The organism is Lysobacter sp. TAB13, from assembly GCF_052113885.1.
Taxonomy (GTDB): Bacteria; Pseudomonadota; Gammaproteobacteria; order Xanthomonadales; family Xanthomonadaceae; genus Lysobacter; species Lysobacter gummosus.
This window is the reverse complement of record NZ_JBFRDR010000027.1, coordinates 24,629-48,609: the sequence shown is the minus strand read 5'-3', so window position 1 is coordinate 48,609 and position 23,981 is coordinate 24,629. Positions and strand designations below refer to the sequence as shown.

The 23,981-nt window shown below is 66.9% G+C and carries 24 protein-coding genes and 1 pseudogene; 8 read left to right on the top strand and 17 right to left on the bottom strand.

Translation table 11 applies throughout. The features are described 5' to 3' along the window. Nucleotides 1-107 precede the first annotated feature (107 nt). Both AB4Y92_RS22610 and AB4Y92_RS22605 read left to right on the top strand, forming a co-directional pair. On the top strand, nt 108-761 hold the full coding sequence (locus AB4Y92_RS22610; RefSeq protein ID WP_441821702.1) for a hypothetical protein: 654 nt from the start codon (nt 108-110) through the stop codon (nt 759-761). A gap of 62 nt (nt 762-823) precedes the next feature. After that, nucleotides 824-1,771 (top strand): hypothetical protein, encoded by a 948-nt coding sequence (locus AB4Y92_RS22605; protein WP_441821701.1) that lies wholly within the window; start codon nt 824-826, stop codon nt 1,769-1,771. Nucleotides 1,772-1,909: 138 nt separating this feature from the next. On the opposite strand, the gene AB4Y92_RS22600 is transcribed toward AB4Y92_RS22605, so the two are convergent. From AB4Y92_RS22600 to AB4Y92_RS22565, 8 genes are all read right to left on the bottom strand, one after another. Further along, nucleotides 1,910-3,217, bottom strand: coding sequence for a citrate synthase (locus tag AB4Y92_RS22600; protein WP_215056937.1), 1,308 nt, complete (start codon nt 3,215-3,217; stop codon nt 1,910-1,912). A 199-nt stretch (nt 3,218-3,416) separates the two neighbouring features. Beyond that, a complete protein-coding gene (locus AB4Y92_RS22595; protein WP_441821700.1) occupies nt 3,417-3,602 on the bottom strand; it encodes a hypothetical protein in 186 nt (61 codons plus the stop codon). Nucleotides 3,603-3,935: 333 nt separating this feature from the next. Next, nucleotides 3,936-4,178: a type B 50S ribosomal protein L31 gene (locus AB4Y92_RS22590; RefSeq protein ID WP_057941756.1), complete on the bottom strand. Its 243-nt coding sequence runs from the start codon at nt 4,176-4,178 to the stop codon at nt 3,936-3,938. 401 nt (nt 4,179-4,579) lie between these two features. Further along, a complete protein-coding gene (locus AB4Y92_RS22585; RefSeq protein ID WP_441821699.1) occupies nt 4,580-5,521 on the bottom strand; it encodes a nucleoside hydrolase in 942 nt (313 codons plus the stop codon). After that, nucleotides 5,518-6,165 (bottom strand): DUF4166 domain-containing protein, encoded by a 648-nt coding sequence (locus AB4Y92_RS22580; protein ID WP_441821698.1) that lies wholly within the window; start codon nt 6,163-6,165, stop codon nt 5,518-5,520. The genes AB4Y92_RS22585 and AB4Y92_RS22580 overlap by 4 nt, the downstream gene beginning before the upstream one ends. 231 nt (nt 6,166-6,396) lie before the next feature. Then, complete coding sequence (locus AB4Y92_RS22575) at nt 6,397-7,035, bottom strand: calcium-binding protein (RefSeq protein ID WP_441821697.1); 639 nt, start codon at nt 7,033-7,035, stop codon at nt 6,397-6,399. Nucleotides 7,036-7,181: 146 nt separating this feature from the next. Next, complete coding sequence (gene recG, locus AB4Y92_RS22570; RefSeq protein ID WP_441821696.1) at nt 7,182-9,299, bottom strand: ATP-dependent DNA helicase RecG; 2,118 nt, start codon at nt 9,297-9,299, stop codon at nt 7,182-7,184. Nucleotides 9,300-9,371: 72 nt separating this feature from the next. Next, nucleotides 9,372-11,795 carry a TonB-dependent receptor gene (locus AB4Y92_RS22565; protein ID WP_441821695.1) on the bottom strand — a complete coding sequence of 808 codons (2,424 nt, stop codon included), beginning with the start codon at nt 11,793-11,795 and terminating at the stop codon, nt 9,372-9,374. A gap of 120 nt (nt 11,796-11,915) precedes the next feature. Here AB4Y92_RS22565 and AB4Y92_RS22560 point away from each other — a divergent pair, with 120 nt between their 5' ends. Next, the gene (locus AB4Y92_RS22560) at nt 11,916-12,041 is read left to right on the top strand and encodes a DUF6053 domain-containing protein (protein WP_441821713.1); all 126 of its coding nucleotides are present in this window, start codon (nt 11,916-11,918) and stop codon (nt 12,039-12,041) included. 2 nt (nt 12,042-12,043) lie between these two features. Here AB4Y92_RS22560 and AB4Y92_RS22555 read toward each other — a convergent pair whose 3' ends face one another. Further along, entirely contained in the window at nt 12,044-13,234 is a 1,191-nt protein-coding gene (locus AB4Y92_RS22555) for an SO2930 family diheme c-type cytochrome (protein ID WP_441821694.1), read from the bottom strand. A 3-nt stretch (nt 13,235-13,237) separates the two neighbouring features. Next, nucleotides 13,238-14,482: a parallel beta-helix domain-containing protein gene (locus AB4Y92_RS22550; protein WP_441821693.1), complete on the bottom strand. Its 1,245-nt coding sequence runs from the start codon at nt 14,480-14,482 to the stop codon at nt 13,238-13,240. 173 nt (nt 14,483-14,655) lie between these two features. Between AB4Y92_RS22550 and AB4Y92_RS22545 the strand changes: the two genes are divergently transcribed. Continuing rightward, a complete protein-coding gene (locus tag AB4Y92_RS22545; protein WP_441821692.1) occupies nt 14,656-15,723 on the top strand; it encodes an AraC family transcriptional regulator in 1,068 nt (355 codons plus the stop codon). 8 nt (nt 15,724-15,731) lie between these two features. On the opposite strand, the pseudogene AB4Y92_RS22540 reads toward AB4Y92_RS22545, so the two are convergent. The 6 genes and pseudogenes from AB4Y92_RS22540 to AB4Y92_RS22515 form a co-directional block, all read right to left on the bottom strand. Beyond that, a pseudogene (locus AB4Y92_RS22540) lies at nt 15,732-15,791 on the bottom strand (DUF6053 domain-containing protein); the annotation flags it as partial. 82 nt (nt 15,792-15,873) lie between these two features. Beyond that, on the bottom strand, nt 15,874-16,257 hold the full coding sequence (locus AB4Y92_RS22535) for a RidA family protein (RefSeq protein ID WP_441821691.1): 384 nt from the start codon (nt 16,255-16,257) through the stop codon (nt 15,874-15,876). A gap of 171 nt (nt 16,258-16,428) precedes the next feature. Next, a complete protein-coding gene (locus tag AB4Y92_RS22530) occupies nt 16,429-18,609 on the bottom strand; it encodes a RelA/SpoT family protein (protein WP_441821690.1) in 2,181 nt (726 codons plus the stop codon). Nucleotides 18,610-19,095: 486 nt separating this feature from the next. Beyond that, nucleotides 19,096-19,395 carry a DNA-directed RNA polymerase subunit omega gene (gene rpoZ, locus AB4Y92_RS22525; protein WP_036108756.1) on the bottom strand — a complete coding sequence of 100 codons (300 nt, stop codon included), beginning with the start codon at nt 19,393-19,395 and terminating at the stop codon, nt 19,096-19,098. Between the two features lie 204 nt (nt 19,396-19,599). Next, complete coding sequence (gene gmk, locus AB4Y92_RS22520; protein ID WP_441821689.1) at nt 19,600-20,214, bottom strand: guanylate kinase; 615 nt, start codon at nt 20,212-20,214, stop codon at nt 19,600-19,602. Between the two features lie 109 nt (nt 20,215-20,323). Beyond that, nucleotides 20,324-21,184 (bottom strand): YicC/YloC family endoribonuclease, encoded by an 861-nt coding sequence (locus AB4Y92_RS22515; RefSeq protein ID WP_441821688.1) that lies wholly within the window; start codon nt 21,182-21,184, stop codon nt 20,324-20,326. 68 nt (nt 21,185-21,252) lie between these two features. On the opposite strand from AB4Y92_RS22515, the gene rph reads away from it, so the two are divergent. After that, complete coding sequence (gene rph / locus AB4Y92_RS22510; RefSeq protein ID WP_215056924.1) at nt 21,253-22,017, top strand: ribonuclease PH; 765 nt, start codon at nt 21,253-21,255, stop codon at nt 22,015-22,017. Between the two features lie 248 nt (nt 22,018-22,265). Here the strand turns inward: rph and AB4Y92_RS22505 are convergent, their stop codons facing one another. Then, entirely contained in the window at nt 22,266-22,394 is a 129-nt protein-coding gene (locus AB4Y92_RS22505) for a hypothetical protein (protein ID WP_441821687.1), read from the bottom strand. On the opposite strand from AB4Y92_RS22505, the gene AB4Y92_RS22500 reads away from it, so the two are divergent. The 3 genes from AB4Y92_RS22500 to AB4Y92_RS22490 are packed head-to-tail and all read left to right on the top strand — an operon-like array spanning nt 22,393 to nt 23,947. Then, nucleotides 22,393-22,785: a VOC family protein gene (locus AB4Y92_RS22500; protein ID WP_441821686.1), complete on the top strand. Its 393-nt coding sequence runs from the start codon at nt 22,393-22,395 to the stop codon at nt 22,783-22,785. The genes AB4Y92_RS22505 and AB4Y92_RS22500 overlap by 2 nt on opposite strands. Then, nucleotides 22,782-23,375, top strand: coding sequence for an RdgB/HAM1 family non-canonical purine NTP pyrophosphatase (gene rdgB, locus AB4Y92_RS22495; protein WP_441821685.1), 594 nt, complete (start codon nt 22,782-22,784; stop codon nt 23,373-23,375). The genes AB4Y92_RS22500 and rdgB overlap by 4 nt, the downstream gene beginning before the upstream one ends. Continuing rightward, a complete protein-coding gene (locus tag AB4Y92_RS22490; protein ID WP_441821684.1) occupies nt 23,372-23,947 on the top strand; it encodes a hypothetical protein in 576 nt (191 codons plus the stop codon). Before rdgB ends, AB4Y92_RS22490 begins: the two co-directional genes overlap by 4 nt. Nucleotides 23,948-23,981 lie beyond the last annotated feature (34 nt).

Genomic DNA, 23,981 nt, shown 5'->3' with positions numbered 1-23,981 from the left:
CCCGGCCTGGACATTGCCGTGATAGACGAACGTGCTAGTTTTGGGGCTGCCGGCTTACCCGGCCGCGGCGAAAGCCCTCGCCGTGCCGTGCCAGCCCGGAGGTCGAGATGCACCAGGCCCGACAGCACGCACATCAGCATGCGCAGACCCGCATCCGCGAGCGCCGTCACCGCCTCGCCCACGAAGCCGCCCGCCTGATCGCCGAAAGCGGCATCCGCGACTACCACCTGGCCAAGCTGAAAGCCGCCGAACGCCTCGGCATTTTCGACGACGCCTCGCTGCCGCGTAACCGCGAGATCGAAGATGCGCTGCGCGAATACCAGCGCCTGTTTCAGCGCGAACACCTCGGCGGCCTGCGTCAGCGCCGCGAAGCGGCCCTGCGCGCGCTGGAGTTCTTCCGCGAATTCGAGCCGCGCCTGATCGGCCCGGTGCTCGACGGCACCGCCGACGCGCGCAGCCCGGTCGCGCTGCATCTGTACAGCGACGATCCCGAAGCGGTGCCGATGTTCCTCGAACACCACCGCATCCCGGCCGAAGCGCGCGACCGCCGCCTGCGCCTGGACCGCGAACGCAGCGAAGACTTTCCGGTCTGGGTGTTCAGCGCGGAAGAACTGACCTTCGACCTGACCGTATTGCCGCTGGACGTACTGCGTCAGGCGCCGCTGTCGAACGTCGATGAGAAACCGATGCGGCGCGCGACCGCGAGCCAGCTGCGCCAGTTGCTCGCCGACGAGGAAATTTCCGAGTTCGAACGCGGCTAGAGATTGCCGCCTCGCCCGCGCGGCCCACTCCCCGCGGGCAACATCAGCAAGCGAGCACAAGGATGCGCAGCGATCAATCGACGAAAATCCGCGCGAGCCGCGCGGCCACCGCGTTGTGCACCGCGATTGGCCTGTCGTGCCTGTCGGCGTTGAGCGCCGCCGCCATCGCCAAACCGCCTGCGAGCGCATCCGCGGCGCGCGCGAATCCCGTCACCGCCGCACCGGCCACGCTCGCCGAACTGATCGCCGCCCTGCGCGCCCGCGCCGCCGCATCGCAAGCCAGCCCCGCCGTGCGCGCCGACTATCAGGCGTTGCTGTCGGCGCAAGGATTGAGCGCGAGCCAGATGCCTTACGCCGACTACGCATATCTAAGGCTGTTGTTCGAGGCCACGCGCGACGGCGGTTACTGGAACCTGCATTGGACGATCACCGATCGCGAACCCAATTCGGACGCGATCTGGACCCAGTGGCGGGCGCTGCGTGCGGTCGGCCCCGGCCGGGTCAGCGCCAACGCGGAATGCGACGAAATCTCCGCGCTGTACGCCTTCCTGGCGCGACGCGGCGGAGTGCGCAACGTCGGCCTGTTCTGGCCGACCGGCAACCACACCGTCGCGGTCTGGAGCCTGCCGGGCGCGCCGCGTGAAGCGCGCATCGTGGTGCCGACCACGCAGATTTTTCTCAGCCAGTACGACAGCTTCGGGACCCGCGGCTTCGATCCGTGGAAGCAGCCGCGCATCTACGAGTACGGCCGTCGGGATGTGACCGACGACCTGCGCCTGCCGCCCGAACTGAGCGCTTTCTTCCTCGCCCAGGCCGCACGCTACGCCGACGCCTCGGGCCTGAGCCTGCAGCGCTTGCGCGGATTGCGCGACCGCGTGCTCGACGGCGCGATGAGCCGCGAGGAGGCCGTACAACACGCGCAGTCGCAGCGCCAACGCCTGCCGGCGGGCGCCGACCGGGATCAGTTGGCGTATGCGTATTTCATCCGGCAGATGCGCGAACCGGGATGATCGCTTGCGCTGTGTGGGCGATACGCGCCGGACTTAAGTGCCGACGCAACTCGACCGCGAACCAGTCGCGCCTCTGCCTCGCACAAAAGAAAACGCCCCGCGAACGGGGCGTTTTCAGTTATCGCGACAGCGAACGTCTCAGCGCTTGTCGGCGGCCACGTAGTCGCGCACGCCGTGACCGGTGTAGATCTGGCGCGGACGGCCGATCTTGTTCTCCGGATCGTTCTGCTGTTCCAGCCAATGCGACACCCAGCCGGCGGTGCGCGCGATGGCGAACATCACCGTGAACATTTCCACCGGGATGCCCAGCGCCTTGTAGATGATGCCCGAGTAGAAATCGACGTTCGGGTAGAGCTTGCGCTGGACGAAGTAATCGTCCTTCAGCGCCGCTTCTTCCAGCTTCATCGCCACTTCCAGCAGCGGATCGTTGACGCCGAGTTCGCCGAGCACGTCGTGGGTCATCTTGCGCACCAGCGCGGCGCGCGGGTCGTAGTTCTTGTAGACGCGGTGGCCGAAGCCCATCAGGCGGAAGCCCGATTCCTTGTCCTTGGCCTTATCGACGGCGGCCTTGACGTTCTCCGGACGGCCGATCTCGTTGAGCATCTTGAGCACGGCTTCGTTGGCGCCGCCGTGCGCCGGTCCCCACAACGCGGCGACGCCGGAAGCGACGCTGACGTAGGGGTTGGCGCCGGTCGAACCGACCAGACGCACGGTCGAGGTCGATGCGTTCTGCTCGTGATCGGCGTGCAGGATGAACAACAGGTCCATCGCCTTGGCGGCGACCGGGCTCAGCTGCAGCGGCTCGCTCGGCACTTCGAACAGCATGTGCAGGAAGCGCGTGGTGTAGTCCAGGCTGTTCTTCGGATAACGGATCGGCCAGCCGATCGAATAACGATGGCAGGCGGCGGCGATGGTCGGCACCTTGGCGATCAGGCGGATCGCGGCCAGGCGGCGCTGCTCCGGATCTTCCAGGTCCAACTCGTTGTGATAGAAGCTCGCCATCGAGCCGAGCATGCCGACCAGCATCGCCATCGGATGGGCGTCGTGGCGGAAGCCGTAGAGGAAGGTGCGGAAGGCCTCGTGCATCATCGTGTGATGCGTGACTTCGTGTTCGAACTTGCTGAACTCGGTCGCCGACGGCAGTTCGCCGTTCATCAGCAGGTACGCGACTTCGAGGAAGTTCGAGTTCTCGGCCAGCTGCTCGATCGGGTAGCCGCGATACAGCAGCACGCCTTCGTCGCCGTCGATGTAGGTGATCGCCGACTTGCAGCTGGCGGTCGCGGTGAAGCCGGGGTCGTAGGTGAACATCCCGGTTTCTTTCGGCAGCTTGGCGATATCGACGCAGGGCGCGCCGAGCACCGGATGCTGCACCGGCAGAGCGAAGTTCTTGTCGCCGGCGGTCACGGTGACCTGATCGAGGCGGGTTTTGTTGGAATCTTCGGACACGAAACACTCCTCAGTCTGCTGCCGCAGAGGGTGGCTGCGGCAGGAGGGGAACAGGGGGTCGCAAGCACGTTGCGATAGTGAATTATCGCACAACGCTCTCAGAGCCAAAGCTCGGACTTCGCCAGGGCCGGCGCCACCGGGGGCACGCAGCGTTTCGCGCCCGGGCCGGGAATCCGGGGTCGGCGGGCGCTTGCGGCGATTATTTGACCGTCTGGTTGCCGCGATGTGGCGGCAGGCGTGCCGGTGGGCGGCGGCGGGATGGTCGCAGGGCGGATTGCGGCTGGATTCGCGCGGTTTCGGGCTGGAACGGGGTCGGAATCGGGGCGGCCGCGGAAGTGGCGATGATTGCGGCGGGCGGGTTGCCGGAATGGTCGGCTTTGTTCATCGCCGGCGATCGGGATGGCGGCGATGTGGGCGCTCAGCAGGACGTGGCAGCGCTCGGTCGAAAGCTGCGCACGCGAACAGGGCGGCAGGCTTCGACCGGATCAGTGGAGATTGGCTCGCGCGCGAGCCGGGGCCGAAGCGATACCGGGCCCGTTTGATTCGAGGTGGACGCGCGCAGTCTGGCGCGGCCTGATCGGCATCGGCGTATACGCTCTCGACGACCTGCTCGAGCTAAGCCACGCAACGCCTGAAAGCGCGCAAACGCAAACGGCCGCCCTCGCGGGCAGCCGTTGTGCGTGCAGCGATGTGTTCCGAATTGCTTCGGCGACGCGAATTACTTCTGCGCGTAACGCTTGCGGAACTTATCGACGCGGCCGCTGGTGTCCATGATCTTGTGCTTGCCCGTATAGAACGGGTGCGAAGCCGAAGAGATATCGACTTTGATCAACGGATACTCAGCGCCATCGACCTTGATCGTTTCCTTGCTCGACAGGGTCGAACGGGTAAGGATCTGGAAGTCGGTGGTGACGTCCTGAAAGACGACGTCGCGGTATTCGGGATGGATGCCTGCCTTCATGGCACTCAACCTTAAGGTGTGCGGGAAAGTCGGGCAGTATAGCGGGGGTTGGGGGGTGGTGCAAGTGTGGGTTTTGGGAGCGTGGGCTTGGGGCGGCTTGCCCTGCCCGGTCGAGCTGCTGGCAGCCATCTGAACGTTCGGAGCGCCGGTAGAGCCCCTCTCCCGCTTGCGGGAGAGGGGTTGGGGTGAGGGCGCGGGCGGGCGCGGAAGTCTAATGAAAGCACTCGCGTCTGTGGCGTCTCCTCACCGGCGATTAGCCACTCTATTTATGAGAGGGGTAAATCGCTGCGCCTTGGGAGATGGGGCGAAGCCGCCCGGGGATGGGCGGCTTGGGGCTCTGGGCTTGTCTGGGACGACGAAGCGGTTGGCGTCTTCGGATCGTGTCGCCGGCTGCCTAACGCCTACGCGGGGGACGCGGATAGGGCGGCTTGGATCAGACGCTCGAAGCGCTGTTGATCGTATCTCATCAAAATAGCCGCCTTATCCGGCCTCCCCTCCTGCCGCCGCCAATCGACCACCGTCGCGCCGCGGCTGTGAGTGCCGTCCAGCTCGATCGACACCGGCCGCGACTGCACGTCCAGCGCGCCTTCGGGTTCCAGCGCGAACGCCATCGCCAACGCGTCGGCCGCATGCCAGTGATCGCCGCGGCGGTCGATCGACCACATCCGGGTCTTCTCCGAAATGCGCTCGTAGAACTGCCCGCGCGCGGAATCGGTCTTGAACCAACCGACCACGCGATCATGAAGCAGGCCGTGCGCGACCACCGCTTCCCAATCGGCCAGATCCAGATGCTCGAACGCCTCGAACACGATGTGCGCGGCTTCCGGATCGAAGTAGATGTTGAACTCCGCCGCCGGCGTGATGTTGCCCTGGCAGGTCACCGCGCCGCCCATCACCACCAAACGAGCGATACGTTGCGGCAAGGTCGGATCGAGCTTGAGCGCGAGCGCGACATTGGTCAGCGGCCCGAGCGCGACCAGCAGCAGTTTGCCGGCGTGTTCGTGCGAAAGACGGATGATCGCCAGCGCGGCGTGCTCGGCTTCGACTTGCCGCTTGGCCGCTTCATAGCCGACATCGCCGAAACCATCCTGCCCGTGCACATAACCCGCATCGGGCGAAGGATGCAGCAACGGCGCGTCGGCGCCGGCGAACACCGGGACATCGACACCGGCCACTTCGCACAGCTTCAGCGCGTTGGCGACGGTGTGTTTCAGGCCGACATTGCCGGCGGCGATGGTCAAGCCGACCAACTCGTGGCGCGGATCGTTGAACGCCATCAGCAAGGCAAGCGCGTCGTCCACGCCCGGGTCGGTATCGATAAGCAGGGGAATGCGGTCGGTCATGTAGTCACTCGTTCTGCGGAACTGTGCGCAGCGAACACCGCTGCGCCGGCCGGATCGGCCGATGAGGCCGAATCGGCCGGGATGGCGTGCAGCGCGCCTTCGTAGCGCAGCAGTTCGCCGAAGGGAAACAACGAGAACACGACAGCGAAGCGATAACGCTCGCCGTTTTCGTCGCGTTCGATGCGTTTGTAGGCGTCGGTGCGCGGAAACAGAAACAGCGGCAACGGCAGGCCGCGCACATCGACGCCGAGCAGGCGCCAGCGCCAACCGCCACCGTCGAGATCAACGCCGAGTTTCATCCGCGCCGGGCCGGTGGATTCCAGCCAATGGCCATCGGGATATTGGCCCACAGGCCTGAAGATCGAGAGCAGCTCGCTGCCGTCGTCGAAGCGTCGGCGCCACTGCATCTGCTGTTCGTCGTGGACGATATCGACCCGGAACCCACGCCGCGGCCGATCCACCGGAATGCCGAGCTTGCGCGCCAGCCGGCGCCCGATGCGCCCGGCCAGTCCGGTGCCGGTGGAGATGGCGATCTCCCCGCCCAGGGTGCCGCCGCTGCGGTGCAGCGCCTGCAGCAAGGGATGCAGCCGGTCGAAAGCCGGGCCGAACCATTGCGTTGCCGCGTTTTGAAGGGCTCCCGGCATCCGGGTGGGGCGCTCCAGCTGGCGGGCCACTATGCCAAATATCGGGGCGCTGTGGTAATCGGCCGTATCGCCCCGTTTCAGGACCGTCCCGCAGGGCGCGGCCGCGCGAGATCGATCGCGCGCACGGCGCCGGTTACGCCGAAACCAACGCCGCCGAAACGACGTTGGCCGAGACCGATCATCCAATCCCCGCGCGCCGCATCCAGGCGCGCGAGGACCGGATCGAAGGGATCAGATGCCCTGCCCCGGCGGCAGGCGCGCGAGGATTTCCGACACGTCCCAGGCCGCGCCTTCGTGGAACCAGATTTCATCGACGCCGCGCGGCCACGGATCTTCGCCGCCGGGGAAGAAGCCAACCACCGTCACCGCATCGCCGCTGCCGTAGTTCACGATCAGATCGGCGCCCACGCGCGCCAGCGTCACCTGCGCCGGGTCGATCCCCGCGCCGAAATGCACGACCTCGATGAATTGGCCGATGCTGTCGGCGCTGTAGACCCGATCCTGACCGTCGCCGATGTTGAAGTAGTAGAAATCGTTACCTTCGCCGCCGTACAGATGATCGGCGCCGCTGCCGCCGAACAGAATGTTGTCGCCGCTGCCGCCGTACAAGACATCGTCGTCGCCCAGGCCGTACAAAGTGTCGGAGCCGTCGAGCCCCTCGATGAGGTCAGACTGATTGCTGCCGTAAAGCACGTCGTCGCCGGCGGTGCCGGTTACGGTCGAAAACAAACCCGGCACGTTGCGCTGCAGCCGGGCTTTAACCGCGAGCGTCGCCGGACTCCAGGTGAAATCGCCGAAAGACCGCGTCTGCGCGGTCGCCGGAGCGGTAGCGCCGCCGGCGGTGGGCGGCTGATCGAATGCGATGGGCATGCAAGACTCCTGTCGATGGCCCGGTTGCTTCGGCGGCGGGCGCCGCCATCCCTGAGCACCCGTAGCCGTACCATTAGACCCAAAGCGGCTCGCCGACGCTGCGACTGCGCGAGGCCGGCGGCAAACTTCGCCGCCGCCTCCGAAACTCAAGCAGACGCGTAGCGCACCGCTCCGCCCACCCAACGCGACACGATGCGCTCGGCCAGTTCCGGCGAGGTCTTGAGCAAGCGCTCGCCGAGCTCCTGCACCAGCGGCAGCAGATCCGCGTCGCGGCCCAGGTCGGCGACGCGGAAACCCGCAAGGCCAGTCTGGCGGGTGCCGAGCAGCTCGCCAGGGCCGCGCAATTCCAGATCTTTTTCCGCGATGACGAAACCGTCGTGGGTCTGCCGCATCGTTTCCAGCCGCTGCCGCGCCAGCCCCGATAGCGGCGAGCGATACAGCAGCACGCAACTCGATGCCGCGCTGCCGCGGCCGACGCGGCCGCGCAGCTGGTGCAACTGCGCCAGGCCCAGGCGCTCGGCGTTCTCAATGATCATCAGCGATGCGTTGGGCACGTCCACGCCGACTTCGATCACGGTGGTGGCGACCAGCAGATCCAGCTCGCCGTCCTTGAACGCGCGCATCGTTTCCTGCTTTTCCTTCGCCTTCATGCGGCCATGCACCAGGCCGACCCGCAACGGCGCCAGTTGCACGGACAGTTCCTCGAACGTGGTCTGCGCGGCTTGCGCGATCACTTCGTCGGAATCGTCGATCAGCGTGCAGACCCAGTACGCCTGCCGCCCTTCGGCGCAGGCGGTGCGGATGCGCTGCACCAGTTCGGGACGGCGTTCCTCGCTGAGCGCGACGGTCTGCACCGGCGTGCGGCCCGGCGGCAGTTCGTCGATCGCCGATACGTCGAGGTCGGCGTAAGCGGTCATCGCCAGGGTGCGCGGGATGGGGGTTGCGGTCATCACCAACTGATGCGGCACGATCGCATCCTCGCCGACCGCGCCGCCGGCGCCCTTGTCGCGCAGCGCCAGCCGCTGGTGCACGCCGAAGCGATGCTGCTCATCGACGATCGCCAGCGCCAGATCGCTAAAGGCGACGCCTTCCTGCATCAGCGCATGGGTGCCGACCACGACCTGCGCTTCGCCGTTGGCGACTTGCGCCAGCACCGTCTTGCGCGCACGGCCGGTGACTTTGCCGGCCAGCCAGGCCACGCGCACGTCCAGGGGTTCGAGCCACTTACGCAAATTATTGAGATGTTGCTCTGCCAGCAATTCGGTCGGCGCCATCAGCGCGGCCTGGCGGCCGTGCTGGACGGCGAGCATCGCCGCCAATGCGGCCACCACGGTCTTGCCGCTGCCGACATCGCCCTGCACCAGTCGCAGCATCGGCGAAGGTTTGGCCAGATCGACGCGGATTTCGTCGAACACGCGCTTCTGCGCGCCGGTGAGCTTGAACGGCAGCGACTTGCGCAGGCGTTCGGCCAACGGCATCTGCTTGAGCGGGCGCGCCTTGTGCGCCTGCTGGCTGATGCGCTGACGGCGCAGGCTGAGGTGATGGGCCAGCAATTCCTCCAGCGCCAGCCGGCGCTGGGCCGGATGGCGGCCGTCGATCAACGCGGCCACGTCGGCATCCACCGGCGGGCGGTGCACGGTCAGCAGGGCTTCGCGCAGAGTCGGCAGTCGCAGGCGTTCGCGCAGTTCGCTCGGGATCAGCTCCAGCGACGCGTCGTCGGGCAGGCGGTCCAGGGCGAAGCCGATCAGGCGGCGCAGCGTCGCCGGGCCGATGCCTTCGATCGCCGGATAAACCGGATCGAGTTGCTCGCCCAGGGCGATCTCGTTTTCGTCCTCGAGCACGCGGTAACTGGGATGGACGATCTCCAGGCCGTTCTGCCCGGGTTTGGGCGTGCCGTACAAGCGCACGCGCGCGCCGATGCGGAACTGCGCGACCTGGGCGGCGCGGAAATGGAAGAAGCGCAGCACCACGGTCGCGCGCGAATCGTCGCCGACCGCCACGCGCAACATCGGCCGGTATCGAAAGCCGCGATCCACCGCCTCCACCCGCCCTTCGATCTGAGCCGCGACACCGGGCTGCAGCAGGCGGATCGGGGTGATCTGAGTGCGGTCCTCGTACTGGCGCGGCAGATGCAGCCAGAAATCCTGCAGGCTCACCAGCCCGCGCGCGGCGAGCTTTTCGGCCACGCTCGGCCCGACCCCGGGCATGCGGGGCAGCGGTTGGGTGTGGAGATCGACGGAGGGCCCGTCCTTACGGCTCGGCATGACCTAAGGATAGGGCGGGAATCGGGAATGGGGAATCGAGAATCGGAACTCCCGATTCCCGATTCCCCACCGTCAGTACTTCGCGGTGAACTCGATCCCGTACGTGCGCGGCTCGCTCACCCGCGCGCCGACCGTGCCGAGCACGTTCTTGCCGTAGGTGCCCAGCGCGTTGATGTACTGGTTGTCGAACAGGTTGTTGCCGTAAGCGGCCAGGCCCCAGCGGCCCTGCGGCGAGGTCCAGCCGATACGCAGGTCGGTGCGGTTCTGCGCCTCGCCCAGGTCCAGCGCCGGGCTCACCCCGCAGCGGTTCTGCGCGCGCGACTCCTCGCTGCAACGCACCTTGCCGCGATAGGCGTGGCGCAGCGACACGCGCACATCGCCGTGCTCGCCCAGCTCCCACACGTAATGCGCGCCGCCGGCCGCGGACCAGTACGGCAGGCCGGTCGGATCGCCGCTGGCGTCGATGCCGTCGGAGGTCACGTAGTTCTTGTAGGTCGAATCGATGAAGCTGGCGTTGAAGTCCAGGCCGAAGTGATCGGTGGCCTGCCAGCGCATGTCGAAGTCCAGGCCGTAGGCTTCCAGGTCGGAGGTGTCGATGACGAAGCGCGGGATGTCGGTGCTGCTGTCCAGCCGCACCGCCTGGCGGTTGTCGTAGACGTAGTAGAACGCCGATGCGTTGACCTGCAGGCGCTGCGCCGGGAACGCCTTCTTGATGCCGGCCTCGAAGTTCCACACGTCTTCGTTCTCGAAGCTGCTGCCGATCTGCAACGAGTTGAAACCGCCGGCCTTGTAGCCCTTGGCCAGCGACGCGAACACCATGGTGTCGTCGTTGAAGTGGTAATCGACGACGAAGCGCGGGCTCAGGTCGCTCCAGCTGTCGGAGGTGCGGCGCAGGATGCCCTTGTTCAACATCGCCGGCGGATCGATGAAGGCCACGTCGAACACGAAAGCTTCGCGCGGCAAGCCGACCAGATCGAAGAAGCCGATCGCCTGCAGCTGATCCAAGGTCGCATCCAGCGTCGGCGCGTAGCGAGGCGTGTTGAGCCACGAGAACTTCTTCTCATCGCGGGTGTAGCGCAGGCCCACGGTCAGGTTGAGTTTGTCGGTCGCGTGCCAGATCACGTCGCCGAACACCGCATAGGCCTTGGTGTCGAGCGTGTTGCGGAAAGTCTCGTTCCAGCGATGGCCGAGCAGGGTCAGCGGAATGCCGTTGGCCTGCAGGATATCGTCGAAGAAGCCGAACAGGCGCCCGTCCGGCGTCGGCGCCAGGCCCAGGTTCTGCACGATGGTGTCGACCGAGTCGGTCATCGCATTGACTTCGCTGGTCTGCCGCGCGCGCTCGTCGAAATAGCTGGCGCCGGCGACCCAGTCGAGTTTGTCCGTGCTGCCGGCGAACTTGAACTCCTGGTAGTAGCTGCGGTTGCTTTCGGTATTGGTCGAATCGACGTAGAGATAGCGGCGATTGGTGCCGTCCTCTTCGACCCGGTTGACCGAGTCGTAATCGCGCCAGGACGTGGTCGAGGTGAAACCGCCCCAGTCGAAGCTGTGATCGACGATCAGGGTCACGCCGTCGAACCGCCGCGATTCTTCGTTGCCTTCGGCGTCGCTGACGGTGGGAATCTTGCGCGGGTCCAGATACGCCGATTCGTCCACCGGCAAGGTCGGCAGGCCCGGCGCCGGCGGCAGCGCGACGATGCCGGTGGTCGCTTGACCGAGCTGATCCAGGCTCTCGTGATCCCAACTGATCAAGGCGCTGGTGCGCTCGCCGAAGCGGGTCTTGAACGCGGCGCGCGTGGCCCAGTTGTTTTCCGGGTTGAGGTCGCGGCCGGTTTCGGCGTCCTGGATCCAGCCGTCGGCGTGATTGATCAAGGCGTTGAAACGGAACGCCGAATCCTCGCCGGTCGGCAGGTTCAACATGCCATCGACGTATTGCTTGCCGTAGTTGCCGATGCGCAGCCTGGCCTTGACTTCGGTGGCGGCGGTATCGGGCTTGCGGGTGATGATCGAGATCGCGCCGGCGGCGGTGTTGCGGCCGAACAGCGTGCCTTGCGGGCCCTTGAGCACTTCGATGCGTTCCACGTCGGTGAACGGCAGCAGCACGCCGCCGCCGCGGCCGGCGTACACGCCATCGACGTAGACGCCGACCGCGGGATCGGTGCCGATGCCGAAGTCGTCCGTGCTGATGCCGCGCAACTCGAATCCGGGCTGGGTCGGCTGCTGGCTGTCCACCACCAGGCCCGGCACGAAGCTGTCCAGATCGCCCAGGTCCTGCGCGGCGACGTCGTCGATCAGCTGATCGGTCACCACCTGCAGCGCGATCGGCACGTCCTGCAGTTCCTGCTCGCGGCTTTGCGCGGTGACGGTGATCTTGTCCAGTTCCTTCGGCGCCGATTGTTGCGCGAAGGCGGCCGGCGCGGCCAGGGCGAAGGCGCCTCCGCACAACGCGGTCAGCACGGTGTTGGTCGCGATGACCAAGCGGTGTTTACGCAGCGACATCTCAAGCTCCCCTCTCGTTGTCGTGGATAAGAACGCATGCATCGTTAGCGTTCTTGTTTGATCTTTCGGTGTCCGGATTCCTTTCGAATTACGGTATTCGGCGATAACGCGAAATCTTTTGTGGGAGGGGCTTCAGCCCCGAGGCTCTTCGATCAGGCTTTTCGAAAGTCGCTTGCGACCGGAGCGAAAAGCATCGGGGCTGAAGCCCCTCCCACAAAAGATGCCGCGGCTGTTTCGCCATGTTGAGATCATCCGCACTGCCCCTGCTGCGCGGCGATCCAGTCGCGGATCAGTTTTACTCCTTCTTCGTGCACGACGCTGCGCCCCAGTTCCGGCATCATCACCGACGGATCGTCGCTGAGCATGCGGAAGGTCAGGATCGATTGGTCGGGCTTGCCCGGCACCACATCGTGACGCCGGTCGCCGGTGCCCTTGCCCGCCGCGATCGGCAGCTTGCAGCGGCCCAGCCGCAACGGTTCCTGCGTGGCCGCGTCCAGCCACAGCCCGGAGGTGTTGCCCGGGCCTTTCGGGTTGTGACAGTGGCCGCAGTTGATGTCGAGGTAAGCCCGCGCGCGCGCTTCCAGCGGCGCCTTGGCGTCGCGCCAGTTGGCGTCGCGCGGCGCCGACTGCGGCGGCGGCGCGCCATGCAGATAGCCGACCTGGGTCCAGCGCGCGATCTGGTTGGCCAGGCCGTCGTCGTAAGCGAAGTCGCGATTGAGATGGCGCGCGCGCGGGCCGAGCGGATGCAGGGCCTTGGTCTTCATGTCGGTGGCGTGGCAACCGGCGCATTGGTTCTGATCGGGCACCTGGTAGTCGGCGCTTTCGCGCTTGCCGCCGGCATCGACCAGGTCCAGCGATACCAGCTCGCCGCCGCGCATCAACTTGGCCCGGGTCTGCTCCGCGTTCCAAACATAAGGCAGCGCGAACCAGCCGTCCTTGCGCCGCAGCAACAAGCGCGTTTCCACCAATCGCACCTTGCGTAGGTCGAGTCCGCCGCCGCGCAGGTCCGGGCCGTCGTCGGCGCTGCGCAGCACGCTGTCGCCTTCGCCGCGCGGGTAGTAGAAGGTCTTGCTGAAGACGGTGCCGACCGGAAAGTCGAACTCTTGCTGCGGGTCGTACGCCGCCGCCTGCCCCTTCGGCATCCACACCGTGCGCAGCTTGTGCGCGTAGTCGGAAAACAGCGGCGTGTTGAGGTCGTAGGGCAAGACGTCGGAATTCAATTGCAGGCGGCCACCGGCGATTCGCAGCACATTCCAGTCGGCCAGATCCTCCGGCTGCCCTTCGGCGAAGAAATGCACCGCCTGCCAAGGCGAATCCGCGGCGATGCCGGCGGGCGCCCGCGCCGCCGGTCCGGTTTCGTCCGCGGCCGGTTTCGCGCAGGCCGCCAGCAACAACGCCAACAACAAGATCGCCGCATGACGCATCGTGATTAGGCGCATCGATCAGCCGCGCTTGAGGTCGATCGCCGGCAGCTTCGGCAGATCGCAGGCGTAGGGCTTGGTGTCCTGGCTCGGGTTCTTGTAGCCGCCGGGACCGTCGGCGTTGACCACGCCGGACACGTCGCGGATGCAGATCTGCGGGCCGGTCTTCAACGCCGCGTTGGCGTAGCCGTCCCACAACACATCGGGGAAATGCCCGCTCAGGCCGTAGATCGCGGTCTTGAGCGCTTTCAGATCCAGCCCATCCGGCGAATCGCCGCCGCCTTTCAAACGGTTGCCGTAGATCGAGATGCGCTCGGGATACGGATCGAAATCCTTCGCCGCCTTGTCGTCCTTGTAACCGGTGGAATAGACGCTGGAGACGATGATGTTGGTGGTGGCGTTGTCGCTGATGTCGTTGTCGAAGATCTCGACATCGTCGTTGGAATTCACCACCACGCCGCTGCCGGCCGGCACGCTCGACACCGGCGTGCCCTTGGCGCCGAAGTTGGCGGTGTTGTTCTTGAACACCTTGTTCTTGAACACCCGGATCGCGCCGCCCTGCTGCGACAGCGCCGGCATGTTGAATACCAGGATGCCGCCGGTGTTGTTGGTGGCGATGTTGTCGTACACATCGGCATTGATGGTGTTTTCGATCTCGATGCCGGCGACGTTGAACTCGGCGCGGCTGTTGCGCACGATCACGTCGCGCGACTGGCCGACGTAGATGCCGGCGTCGGACGCGCCGATCGACACCGAATTTTCGATCAGCACGTTGCGGGTCTTGACCGGGTACAGGCCGTAGGCGCCGTTCTTGGTGCTCGGGCCACCGGTCCATTCCACCCGCACGTTTCGGATGGTGATGTTTTCCGCCTCGTTGACCTTCAGGCCGTCGCCCTTGCTGTCCTCGATGGCGATGTTTTCCAAAGTGAAGTTGCTGGCGTTGACCAGCAACCCCTCGGCGCCGGCCTTCTGGCCCTTGAAACTCAGCACCGACTTGTCCGGACCGGCGCCGCGGATGGTCACCCCGTCCACGCGCAAGGTCAGGCTGCGGTCGAAGGTGTAGCGGCCGGCCGGCACTTCGATCACCTCGCCGGGCTTGGCGTCGAGCAGGCGGGTGCGGAAGCTTTCGGCGAAGGCGGCGTCGCCGGCGGCGACCTGCGCGGTCGGCGTGTGCTGGGCCTGCTCGGGACCGCAGCCGGCGGCCAGGGCGGCCGCGGCGGCAACGGCTAGGACGGAAGCACGGATCGGCTGGATCGGCTGGCTCATGGGGTCCCCGTGATGTTGGCGATCGGGCGCGGCCGCGCGGGTTGCGGCGCGCGACGGCCCGAAGGTGGCTGAACGACGAGTCTCCGCCGCCGGGGTGAGCGCGCGTGAGGGCGAATGCGGCACACTAAGGGGGGATTCGCGGTCAACCGTGCGGCCAAGTATCGTGAGGGGCGATGCCTCAGCCATCCGATCCGGACAACACCAGCGTCAAGGGCGACATCTCGCTGATGTCGCCGAACCTGCTGTGGGGCTTATTGGAGACCGCGGACCGGATCGGCGCGCCCAGCGACGACTGGTTCGTCGGCACCGGCCTGAGCCGCGCCCAGGTCAGCGACCCCGGCGTGCGCCTGCCCGACCGCCCGACCGCGGTGGCGATCGAGCGCGCGCTCAAGGTGCTGCCGTCGAGCATCGGCCTGGACATCGGCCGCGGCCAGCACGTGGGCAATTTCGGCCTGCTCGGCCTGGCCATGACCACGGCGGCGACCTTCGGCGAAGCCTTGCAGATCGGCCTGCGTTTCACTCCGGTGGTCGGCAGCCTGATGCGCTTCGTCGAAAGCGCGTCGGAGGCCGGCACGCTGGCCCTGGCCGGGCAGATGACCCTGGCGTTTCCGTCGATCCACCGTTTCGTCACGGAAGAATTCTTCAGCAGTTGCCTGGCGCTGGGGCGCGGGCTGGTCGGCGAGAGGCTGCGGCCGCTGCGCCTGGAGTTCAGTTATCCGGCGCCGGAGTACCGCGCCAGTTATCAGGACGTGTTCGACTGCCCGATCGCCTTCGATCAGCCGCAGGACCGGCTGGTGCTGGACGAAAGCTGGCTGATGGTGCCGTTGCCGACCCACAACCCGATCGCCTCCAAGCAAGTGCTGGCGCTGTGCGAAGCGCAGATGCCCCGCGGCCCGGTGCCCGGCGAAGTGTCGGCGGCGGTGGAGCGTTTGCTGCGCGCGCAGTTGCCGCAGGACCCCAAGCTGGCCGGCATCGCCGCGCAATTGCATGTCAGCGAACGCACCTTGCGCCGGCAATTGACCGGCGAAGGCAGCAGCTTTCACGAGATCCACGACCGCCTGCGCATCGACCGCGCCTACGCGCTGCTGCGCGAACGCGGCCCGACCATCGCCAGCGTCGGCGCGGCGATCGGCTACAAGGACCCGCGCGATTTCCGCCGTGCGTTCAAGCGCCTGACCGGGGAAACGCCGCGCGCGCTGCGCGAGCGTTTGTGGGTGGAGATGGCGCGCGAGCGTAAGTAGGTTCGCGCAGCGAACCGGTGTTTGGTGGGAGGGGCTTCAGCCCCGATGCTTTTCGCTCGGATCGCGATGAAGTTTCAGGCGACCTGAGCGAAAAGCATCGGGGCTGAAGCCCCTCCTACAAGAGCGCTTATGCTGCCGGCGCGCGCTGACTCAGCGCAGCACCATCACTGCATCGACTTCGAACGCGACGCCGCGCGGCAATGCCGACACTTCCACGGTCGAGCGCGCCGGGTACGGCGGATTGAAGTACTCGCCCATCACCGCGTTGACCTTGCCGAACGCGCCCAGGTCGGTGAGGTACAGGCCCAGGCGCGCGATGTCGGCCAGCGAACCGCCGGCGGCTTCGCACACCGCCTGCAGGTTGCGGAAGGCGCGATGCGCCTGCGCCTCGATGTCGCCTTCCACGACCAGTCCGCTGGACGGGTCGAGCGCGATCTGACCGGACAGATACACGGTGTCGCCGACGCGCACGGCTTGCGAGTACGGGCCGATCGCGGCCGGGGCTTGGTCGGTTTGGATGATTTCGCGGGACATTTGAGAGCCGGGAATTGGGAATGGAGAATCGGGAATCGTAAGGGCAAAAGCCGGGGCGTGGGGTCCGGGATCGCAAAGCGGGCCTGGCCCGCAGTTTGGCGGCCGCGTAACCGGCCGATCTCGCAAAGCCTGCTCTTACGACTCCCGATTCTCCATTCCCCATTCCCGGCTTTACATCCGCTGCACACCCAGCACCACCGCCAGCCTGCGCACCCGCCGCATCACATCGGCCAGGTGCTTGCGATCGTGCACTTCGATGGCGAAACGCATGATCGCGATATTGGCGTCGCGTTCCAGGTATTCCACGCGGTCGATGTTGGATTCGGCTTCGGCGATCGCGGCGGCGACCTGGGCCAACGAGCCGGGGCGGTTGTCGACTTCGATGCGCAGCGCGGCGGCGAAATCGCCGGAGACCTGACGGTCCCAGCCGATCGCGACCCAGCGGTCGGGCGATTTGCGGTAGTCGGCGAGGTTCGGGCAATCCATGCGGTGCACCACGATGCCCTTGCCGGCGGTGTGGTAGCCCATGATTTCGTCGCCCGGCAACGGCAGGCAACAGTTGGCGAAGCTGATCACGCCGCGCTCGGCGCCGGTGATCAGGATCTTGTCTTCGGGCAGGCGCGGACGGTCGATGGCGCGGCCGCGGGTCTTGCCCGGCGCCTCGCGCGCCAGCGCCAGCGCGACCTGATTGGGCATGCGGTTGCCCAGCGCGATGTCGGCCAGCAGCGCTTCCAGGCGCGGGTAGCGGTTTTCGCTCAGATACACCTCAAGGCGCAACGCCGAGATGCGGTCCAGCGAGGTTTCCAGCACTTCCAGCGAGCGGTCGAGCATGCGATGGCCCAGCTGCACCGCGTCTTCGTGTTCGAGCTGCTTGAGCTGCTGGCGGATCGAGGTGCGCGCCTTGCCCGATACCACGAACTCCAGCCACTGCGGCTTGGGCGTGGACGACTTGGCGGTGATGATCTCCACGCGCTGGCCGCTGGCCAGCTTGGTGCGCAGCGGAACCAGCTTGCCGTCCACGCGCGCGGCGACCGCGCGGTTGCCGACGTCGGTGTGCACGGCGTAGGCGAAATCCAGCGCGGTGGAATTGCGCGGCAGCGACATGATGTCGCCCTTGGGCGTGAACAGGTAGACCTCGTCCGGGAACAGATCGACCTTGACGTTTTCGAGGAATTCCAGCGACGAACCAGTCGCGCGCTGCGACTCCACCAGGCTGGCGATCCAACTGTGCGCACGCGACTGCGCGCTGTTCGGGCCTTCGCCGCCGTGCTTGTACGACCAGTGCGCGGCGATGCCGCGTTCGGCGATCAGGTCCATGTCCTCGGTGCGGATCTGCACTTCCACCGGCGAGCCGTAGGGCCCGAACAGCACCGTGTGCAGCGACTGGTAACCGTTGGCCTTCGGGATCGCGATGAAGTCGCGGAAGCGCGAATCCAACGGCTTGTAGGCCGAATGCACGACGCCGAGCGCGTGATAGCAGTCGGGCACGCTCTTGACCACGACGCGGAAGCCGAACACGTCCATCACCTGGGTGAAGCTCTTATGCTCGTGATGCATCTTGGTGTAGATGCTCCACGGCGATTTCACCCGGCTGATCAAGCGATGTTGAAGCTTCTCCTTCGCCAGCCGCTGGGCCAGATGCGCTTCGATCTGCACCAGCGACTCGCGCCGCACCACCGGCTGGGTGCGGATGCGTTTTTCGATGACCGCGTGCCGCCACGGATGCAGGGCGCGGAAGCCCAGGTCCTGCAGCTCGGCCTTGATCAGGTTCATGCCCAGGCGCTGGGCGATGGGCGCGTAGATCTCCAGCGTCTCGCGGGCGATGCGTTCGCGCGCTTCCGCGCTCTGCGCGCCGAGGGTGCGCATGTTGTGCAGGCGATCGGCGAGCTTGATCAGGATCACGCGCAGGTCGCGCGCCATCGCCAGCAGCATCTTGCGGAAGCTTTCCGCGGCGGCTTCCTGGCGGTCGCGGAACTGCAGCTTGTCGAGCTTGGTGACGCCATCGACCAGTTCGGCCACGGTCGGGCCGAACTCGGTGGCCAGGCATTCGCGGGTGACCGGGGTGTCTTCGATGGTGTCGTGCAGGATCGCCGCGACCAGGGTTTCCACGTCCAGGCCCTGGTCGGCCAGCACCTTGGCGACCGCGACCGGATGGGTGATGTAGGGCTCGCCGGACTTGCGCGTCTGCCCGGCGTGCGCGGCCGCGCCCACGGCCCAGGCGCGGCGCAGCAGCAGGCGCTGGGTTTCGGGCAGGTAGTGCGCCGCCAGCTCGAGCTCGCGCACGTAGTCCGGCAGCTCCGTGTCGTCGGGAGCGGCGGGATAGGTGTTCAACGCGGGCTCGGCAGGTGTCATAACGGAAATTTACGCGTGCGGCAGCGCATGGCGCAACGCATTACGTACTTTGAATGTGGCGGCGGCTCAGGTCGGCGCAAGTACGCCGTCACGGCTTGCGCAGTTGGGGGCTGTCTGGTTCAGCCGGGCAAGGGCTGCGCCGGGATGCGCGGACGGATGCGGGTGCGGCGGAATCGCGGGTTGCGCTTCAGGTATACAGCAGGCGGGCGCTGGAAGTCGCTGGGAATCGTGCCCGGGCCTCTTTTGCGGGAGGGAGGTCTTTTATGAGAGGGAGGTCTTTTGTGGGAGGGAGCTTTAGCCCCGATGCTTTTGGCTCCGACCTGGATGAGGTTTCGGGCGACTTGAGCCAAAGGCATCGGGGCTGAAGCCCCTCCCACAACAGACTTCGCGGCTGCGCGGCTTGACGGGCGCGCAAACGAAAACGGCCCCGCCGAGGCGGAGCCGTTTCGGTACCGCGGCCCGCGCGGAGAGCGCGGGACGGGTGGTTCAGTCGTCGCCCTTGGACAGGTCGTCGTCGGCGACCACTTCGGCCGCGGCCCATTCCAGGGCTTCGCGTTCCTTGCGCTCGCGCTCGGCCTTCTCGACCGCGTCGATGTATTCGGGGTTGACCTGACGCGCGGCGATTTCGCGCAGCGCCAGCACGGTCGGCTTGTCGTTGGCTTCGCTGTTGTCCAGCTGCGGCTCGACGCCGTTGGCCAGCTGGCGGGCGCGCTTGGCGGCCAGCATGACGAGTTCGAAGCGGTTATCGACCACTTCCAGGCAATCTTCGACGGTGATGCGGGCCATGGGGCTCCTGCGGCCGGTGCGGCCGTCTTTAGTGACGCGGATGGGGACCGGGAAGTCTAGCCACTATGCGATTCCATGGCAAGATTTATGGTCTTTAGACTTTATGAATCAGCCACTTAACGATCCGAAGGCGGGGCCGTCCAGGTCGCTCGCGCCGAATCGGCGGCAGCCAGGGCCGCCCGCGCCGCGATCCGGCCCCGACCCTCAATCGGCCAGCAGCGCCGTGATCAGCCGCGAATGCCGCGCCACCTGCGGCTCCAGGCGCAGGCGGCTGGCCTGAAAGATCGCACACATCTCGTCCACCGCGGTGTCGAAGATCTCGTTGACGATCACGTAGTCGAACTCGCCGTAGTGCGACATCTCCTCGCGCGCGGCGGCCAGGCGCTGGCGGATCACTTCCTCGCTGTCCTGCCCGCGCGAACGCATGCGCGACTCCAGCGCCTGCCGCGACGGCGGCAGGATGAACACGCTGACCGCGTCGGGCACCTTGGCCCGCACCTGGCGCGCGCCCTGCCAGTCGATTTCCAGCAGCACGTCCTTGCCGGCCGACAGGAACGGCTCCACCGACTGCCGCGCCGAGCCCTTCCAGTCGCCGTGCACGCGCGCGTGCTCGAAGAAATCGCCGGCCTCGACCATCGCCTCGAATTCCTGCGCGCTGACGAAGTGGTAGTGCTCGGCATGCCGCTCGCCCGGACGCGGCTGGCGCGAGGTGAACGAGATCGACAGGCGGATGTCCGGATCGCGCGCGAGCACCGCGTTGACGATGCTGGATTTTCCGGCTCCCGAGGGAGCGGCGACGATGTAGAGAGTTCCGCGCATTAGGACTCGAGAATCGGGAATCGGGAATGGAGAATCGGCAGAGCGGCAATCGCGAACGGCGTCAGCGGGAGCTCTTTACGATTCCCGATTCCCCATTCCCGATTCCCGGCTATTCGATGTTCTGGATCTGCTCGCGAACCTGATCGATCAGCACCTTGAGCTCGACCGCCGCGGCCGAGCTGCGCGCGTCCACCGACTTGGAGCCCAGGGTGTTGGCTTCGCGATTGAATTCCTGCAGCAGGAAATCCAGGCGCCGGCCGACCGCTTCGCGCAGCTTGAGCACGCGCCGCGCTTCGGTGACGTGCGAGTCCAGGCGGTCGAGTTCTTCGTCCACATCGAGCTTCTGCAGCCAAATCACCAGTTCCTGCTCGAGGCGGCCGTTGTCGGCCGGCTGGGCCAGATCGGCCAGCCGCGCTTCCAGCTTGGCGCGCTGCCCGACCCGGATCGCCGGCATCATCGTGCGCACATCCAGGGCGATCTTGGCGATCGCGTCCACGCGCTCGCCGATCACCGCCGCCAGCTTGCCGCCTTCGCGTTCGCGCGAGGCGACGAATTCGTCGAGCACGCTGTCCAGCAGCGCCAGCGCCTGTGCCTGCAATTCGGCCGGATCGGTGCTGGGCGCCTGCAGCACGCCGGGAAATTGCAGCAGGTCGGTGAACTCGGTGCGCAGCGCCGGAAAGCGCGCCGACAGGTCGATCGCCAGATCGCTGAGTTCGCGCAGCCGGGTCGGATTGAGCTGCAGCGCGTCGCCGCCTTCCGGCGGACGCAGGCGCAAGGTCAGATCGAGCTTGCCGCGGCCGATGCGCGCGCCGATGCGTTCGCGCAACGCCGGTTCCAGCACGCGCAGCTCATCGGCCAGGCGCACGCCGAGCTCGAGAAAGCGGTGATTGACCGAGCGCAACTCGCAGCCGAGCGTGCCCCAGGGTGTCGCGCGTTCGCCGCTGGCGAAGGCGGTCATGCTGCGAATCATTCGCGAATTCCGAGCCTACAGGGAGCGAATGGTAAACTCGCCGGCCCTCAAACGGTAAATCCGCGCTTATGACCGGTCCCAAAGCCGCACCCGCCCAGGCTCCGGCCGGCCCGCTCGCACGCCCCAGCGGGCGCGTCGCGGACCAGATGCGCGAGGTCACCATCCAGCGCGGCTACACCCGCCACGCCGAGGGATCGGTGCTGGTCAGCTTCGGCCAGACCCAGGTGCTGTGCACCGCCAGCGTCGAAAACAAGGTTCCCGGCTTCCTGCGCGGCAAGGGCGAAGGCTGGGTCACCGCCGAGTACGGCATGCTGCCGCGCGCCACCCACACCCGCAGCGACCGCGAGGCCGCGCGCGGCAAGCAGGGCGGCCGCACCCTGGAAATCCAGCGCCTGATCGGCCGCGCCCTGCGCGCCTGCATCGACCGCAAGGCGCTGGGCGAACGCACCATCACCCTGGACTGCGACGTTTTGCAGGCCGACGGCGGCACCCGCACCGCGGCGATCACCGGCGCCTACGTGGCCCTGGTCGATGCGGTGCGCTGGCTGCAGGCGCGGCGCGAGATCACCCGCGATCCGATCTTCGGCGCGGTCGCGGCGGTGTCGGTCGGCGTGTACCGCGGCGTGCCGGTGCTGGATCTGGACTACGCCGAAGACAGCGACTGCGACACCGACATGAACGTGGTGATGAACGACGGCGGCGGCTTCATCGAGCTGCAAGGCACCGCCGAAGGCCATGCCTTCCGCCGCGAAGAACTCGACGGCCTGCTGGCGCTGGCCGAAGCCGGCATCGCCGAACTCGTGCTCAAGCAGCGCGAGGCGCTGGCGGTTTAAGCGCGCGATATCCGCGGGCGGATCGGGAGGCTTCCCGATTCGCCTCGCGGCGCGCGCGCCGCATGTCCCACGACACACCACGCAAGCTTCGAAGCCTTCGGCGCGACAGCGCCCATCCCGATTCCCGATTCCCAAATCCCGAATCCCGAATCCCGTTTTCAGCACAACCCCCCGATCACGCGCGCTCACATCCGCGTAATCCGTCGCAAATTCCGCTGCCCGCGCTGAACTTCCCGCCGCTTGCGCGATCATTGTCGCAAGCCGTTCGACATCGCCTCGATCCGGCGCCGCTTCGACGGGGCCGGCACGGCCTCGCGTTTTCGACCGCCACCGCCGCCGGCCGCGCGGCGGGCGCGGTCCCGCACGAGAATCGTCATGAATCGCAGCATCGGCAGCATCACCCTGGTCGTCGCCGACTACGACCAGGCCATCGCCTATTACACCCAGTCGCTCGGCTTCGTGCTGCTGGAAGACATCGACCAGGGCGGCGGCAAGCGCTGGGTCCGGGTCGCGCCGGCCGACGGCGCGCAAACCGCCTTGCTGCTGGCGCAGGCCTCGGGCGAGAGACAACATGCGCGCGTCGGCGACCAGACCGGCGGCCGGGTCGGGTTTTTCCTGCACACCGACGACTTCCATCGCGACCACGCCGCCATGCTTAAACGCGGCGTGCGCTTCGTGGAATCTCCACGCGTCGAGACCTACGGCACGGTCGCCGTATTTGAAGACCTGTACGGTAATCGCTGGGATTTGCTGGAACTTAAGGCATGAGATTAGTGCTGGCCAGCAGTAACGCCGGGAAGCTGGTGGAACTGCGCGACCTGCTCAGCGACACCGGCATCGAACTGGTGGCGCAAACCGATCTGGGGGTCGAAGACATCGAGGAAACCGGTAGCACGTTCGTCGAGAACGCGCTGCTGAAGGCGCGCCATGCCTGCGCGGTCACCGGCCTGCCGGCGCTGGCCGACGACTCGGGCATCTGCGTGGATGCGCTGGGCGGCGCGCCGGGTCTGTATTCGGCGCGCTATCACCGCCACGGCGACGCGCAGGGCAATATCGATAAGCTGCTGAGCGCGCTCAAGGACGTCCCCGACGATCAGCGCGGCGCGCATTTCTATGCGGTGATCGTGCTGCTGCGTCATGCCGGCGATCCGCGTCCGATCATCGCCGAAGGCGTGTGGCACGGCCGCATTCTGCATCAGCGCCAGGGCGATCGCGGCTTCGGCTATCAGCCGGTGTTCTTCGATACCCAGCATCAGGTGTCGGCCGGCGAAATCGACGACGCGCTGAAGAACCGCGTGAGCCATCGCGCGCTGGCGCTGGCGGCGTTGCGCGACAGGCTCGCCGAGGTCGCGCGATGAACCGGATGCTGCGCGCCGCCGCGCCGCCGCGCCGGGCCTTCCGCACCGGCGGCCACACCGTGCTGCTGGTGGCGGTGCTGTACCTGATGGCGCTGCCGATCGCGATCTGGATCCGCCAGGACGGCCTGCGCGCCGGGGTCAACAATTTCAGCACCGAGATCGAACTCGCCCTGGGCCTGCTCGCGGTCCTGGTCGGGCTGATCGCGGCCGCCGCGGTCCAGCGGGTCAGCGTGGACGCCTCCGCGGGCGGGCTGATCCGCTACGCCAACATCACCAGCGGCCATCGCGCCCGCGCCTTCGAGCCGCACGAAGTGGTCGGCATGTCCCTGCACCGGGCCAAGGACGGGCGCCTGCGCCTGACCTCGACCCTGGAGCTGCGTCTGGCGCCGTCGGAGCACCGGGGCTGGACCACGGCGACCATTTTCGACGGCGATATGTCCGGCGACGGCCGCGCCGAACCGCTGGCCACGATCATGCGGCTGGTGGTCCAGGCCCGTCCGGACGTGTCCCTGGACGCCAATCTGCGCGCCCTGCTGGCCGCCCGCCGCTACGGGGCGGCGCTCGACCGGTAAGCTATCGGCTCCCCTCCGACCGATACCGGGCCCT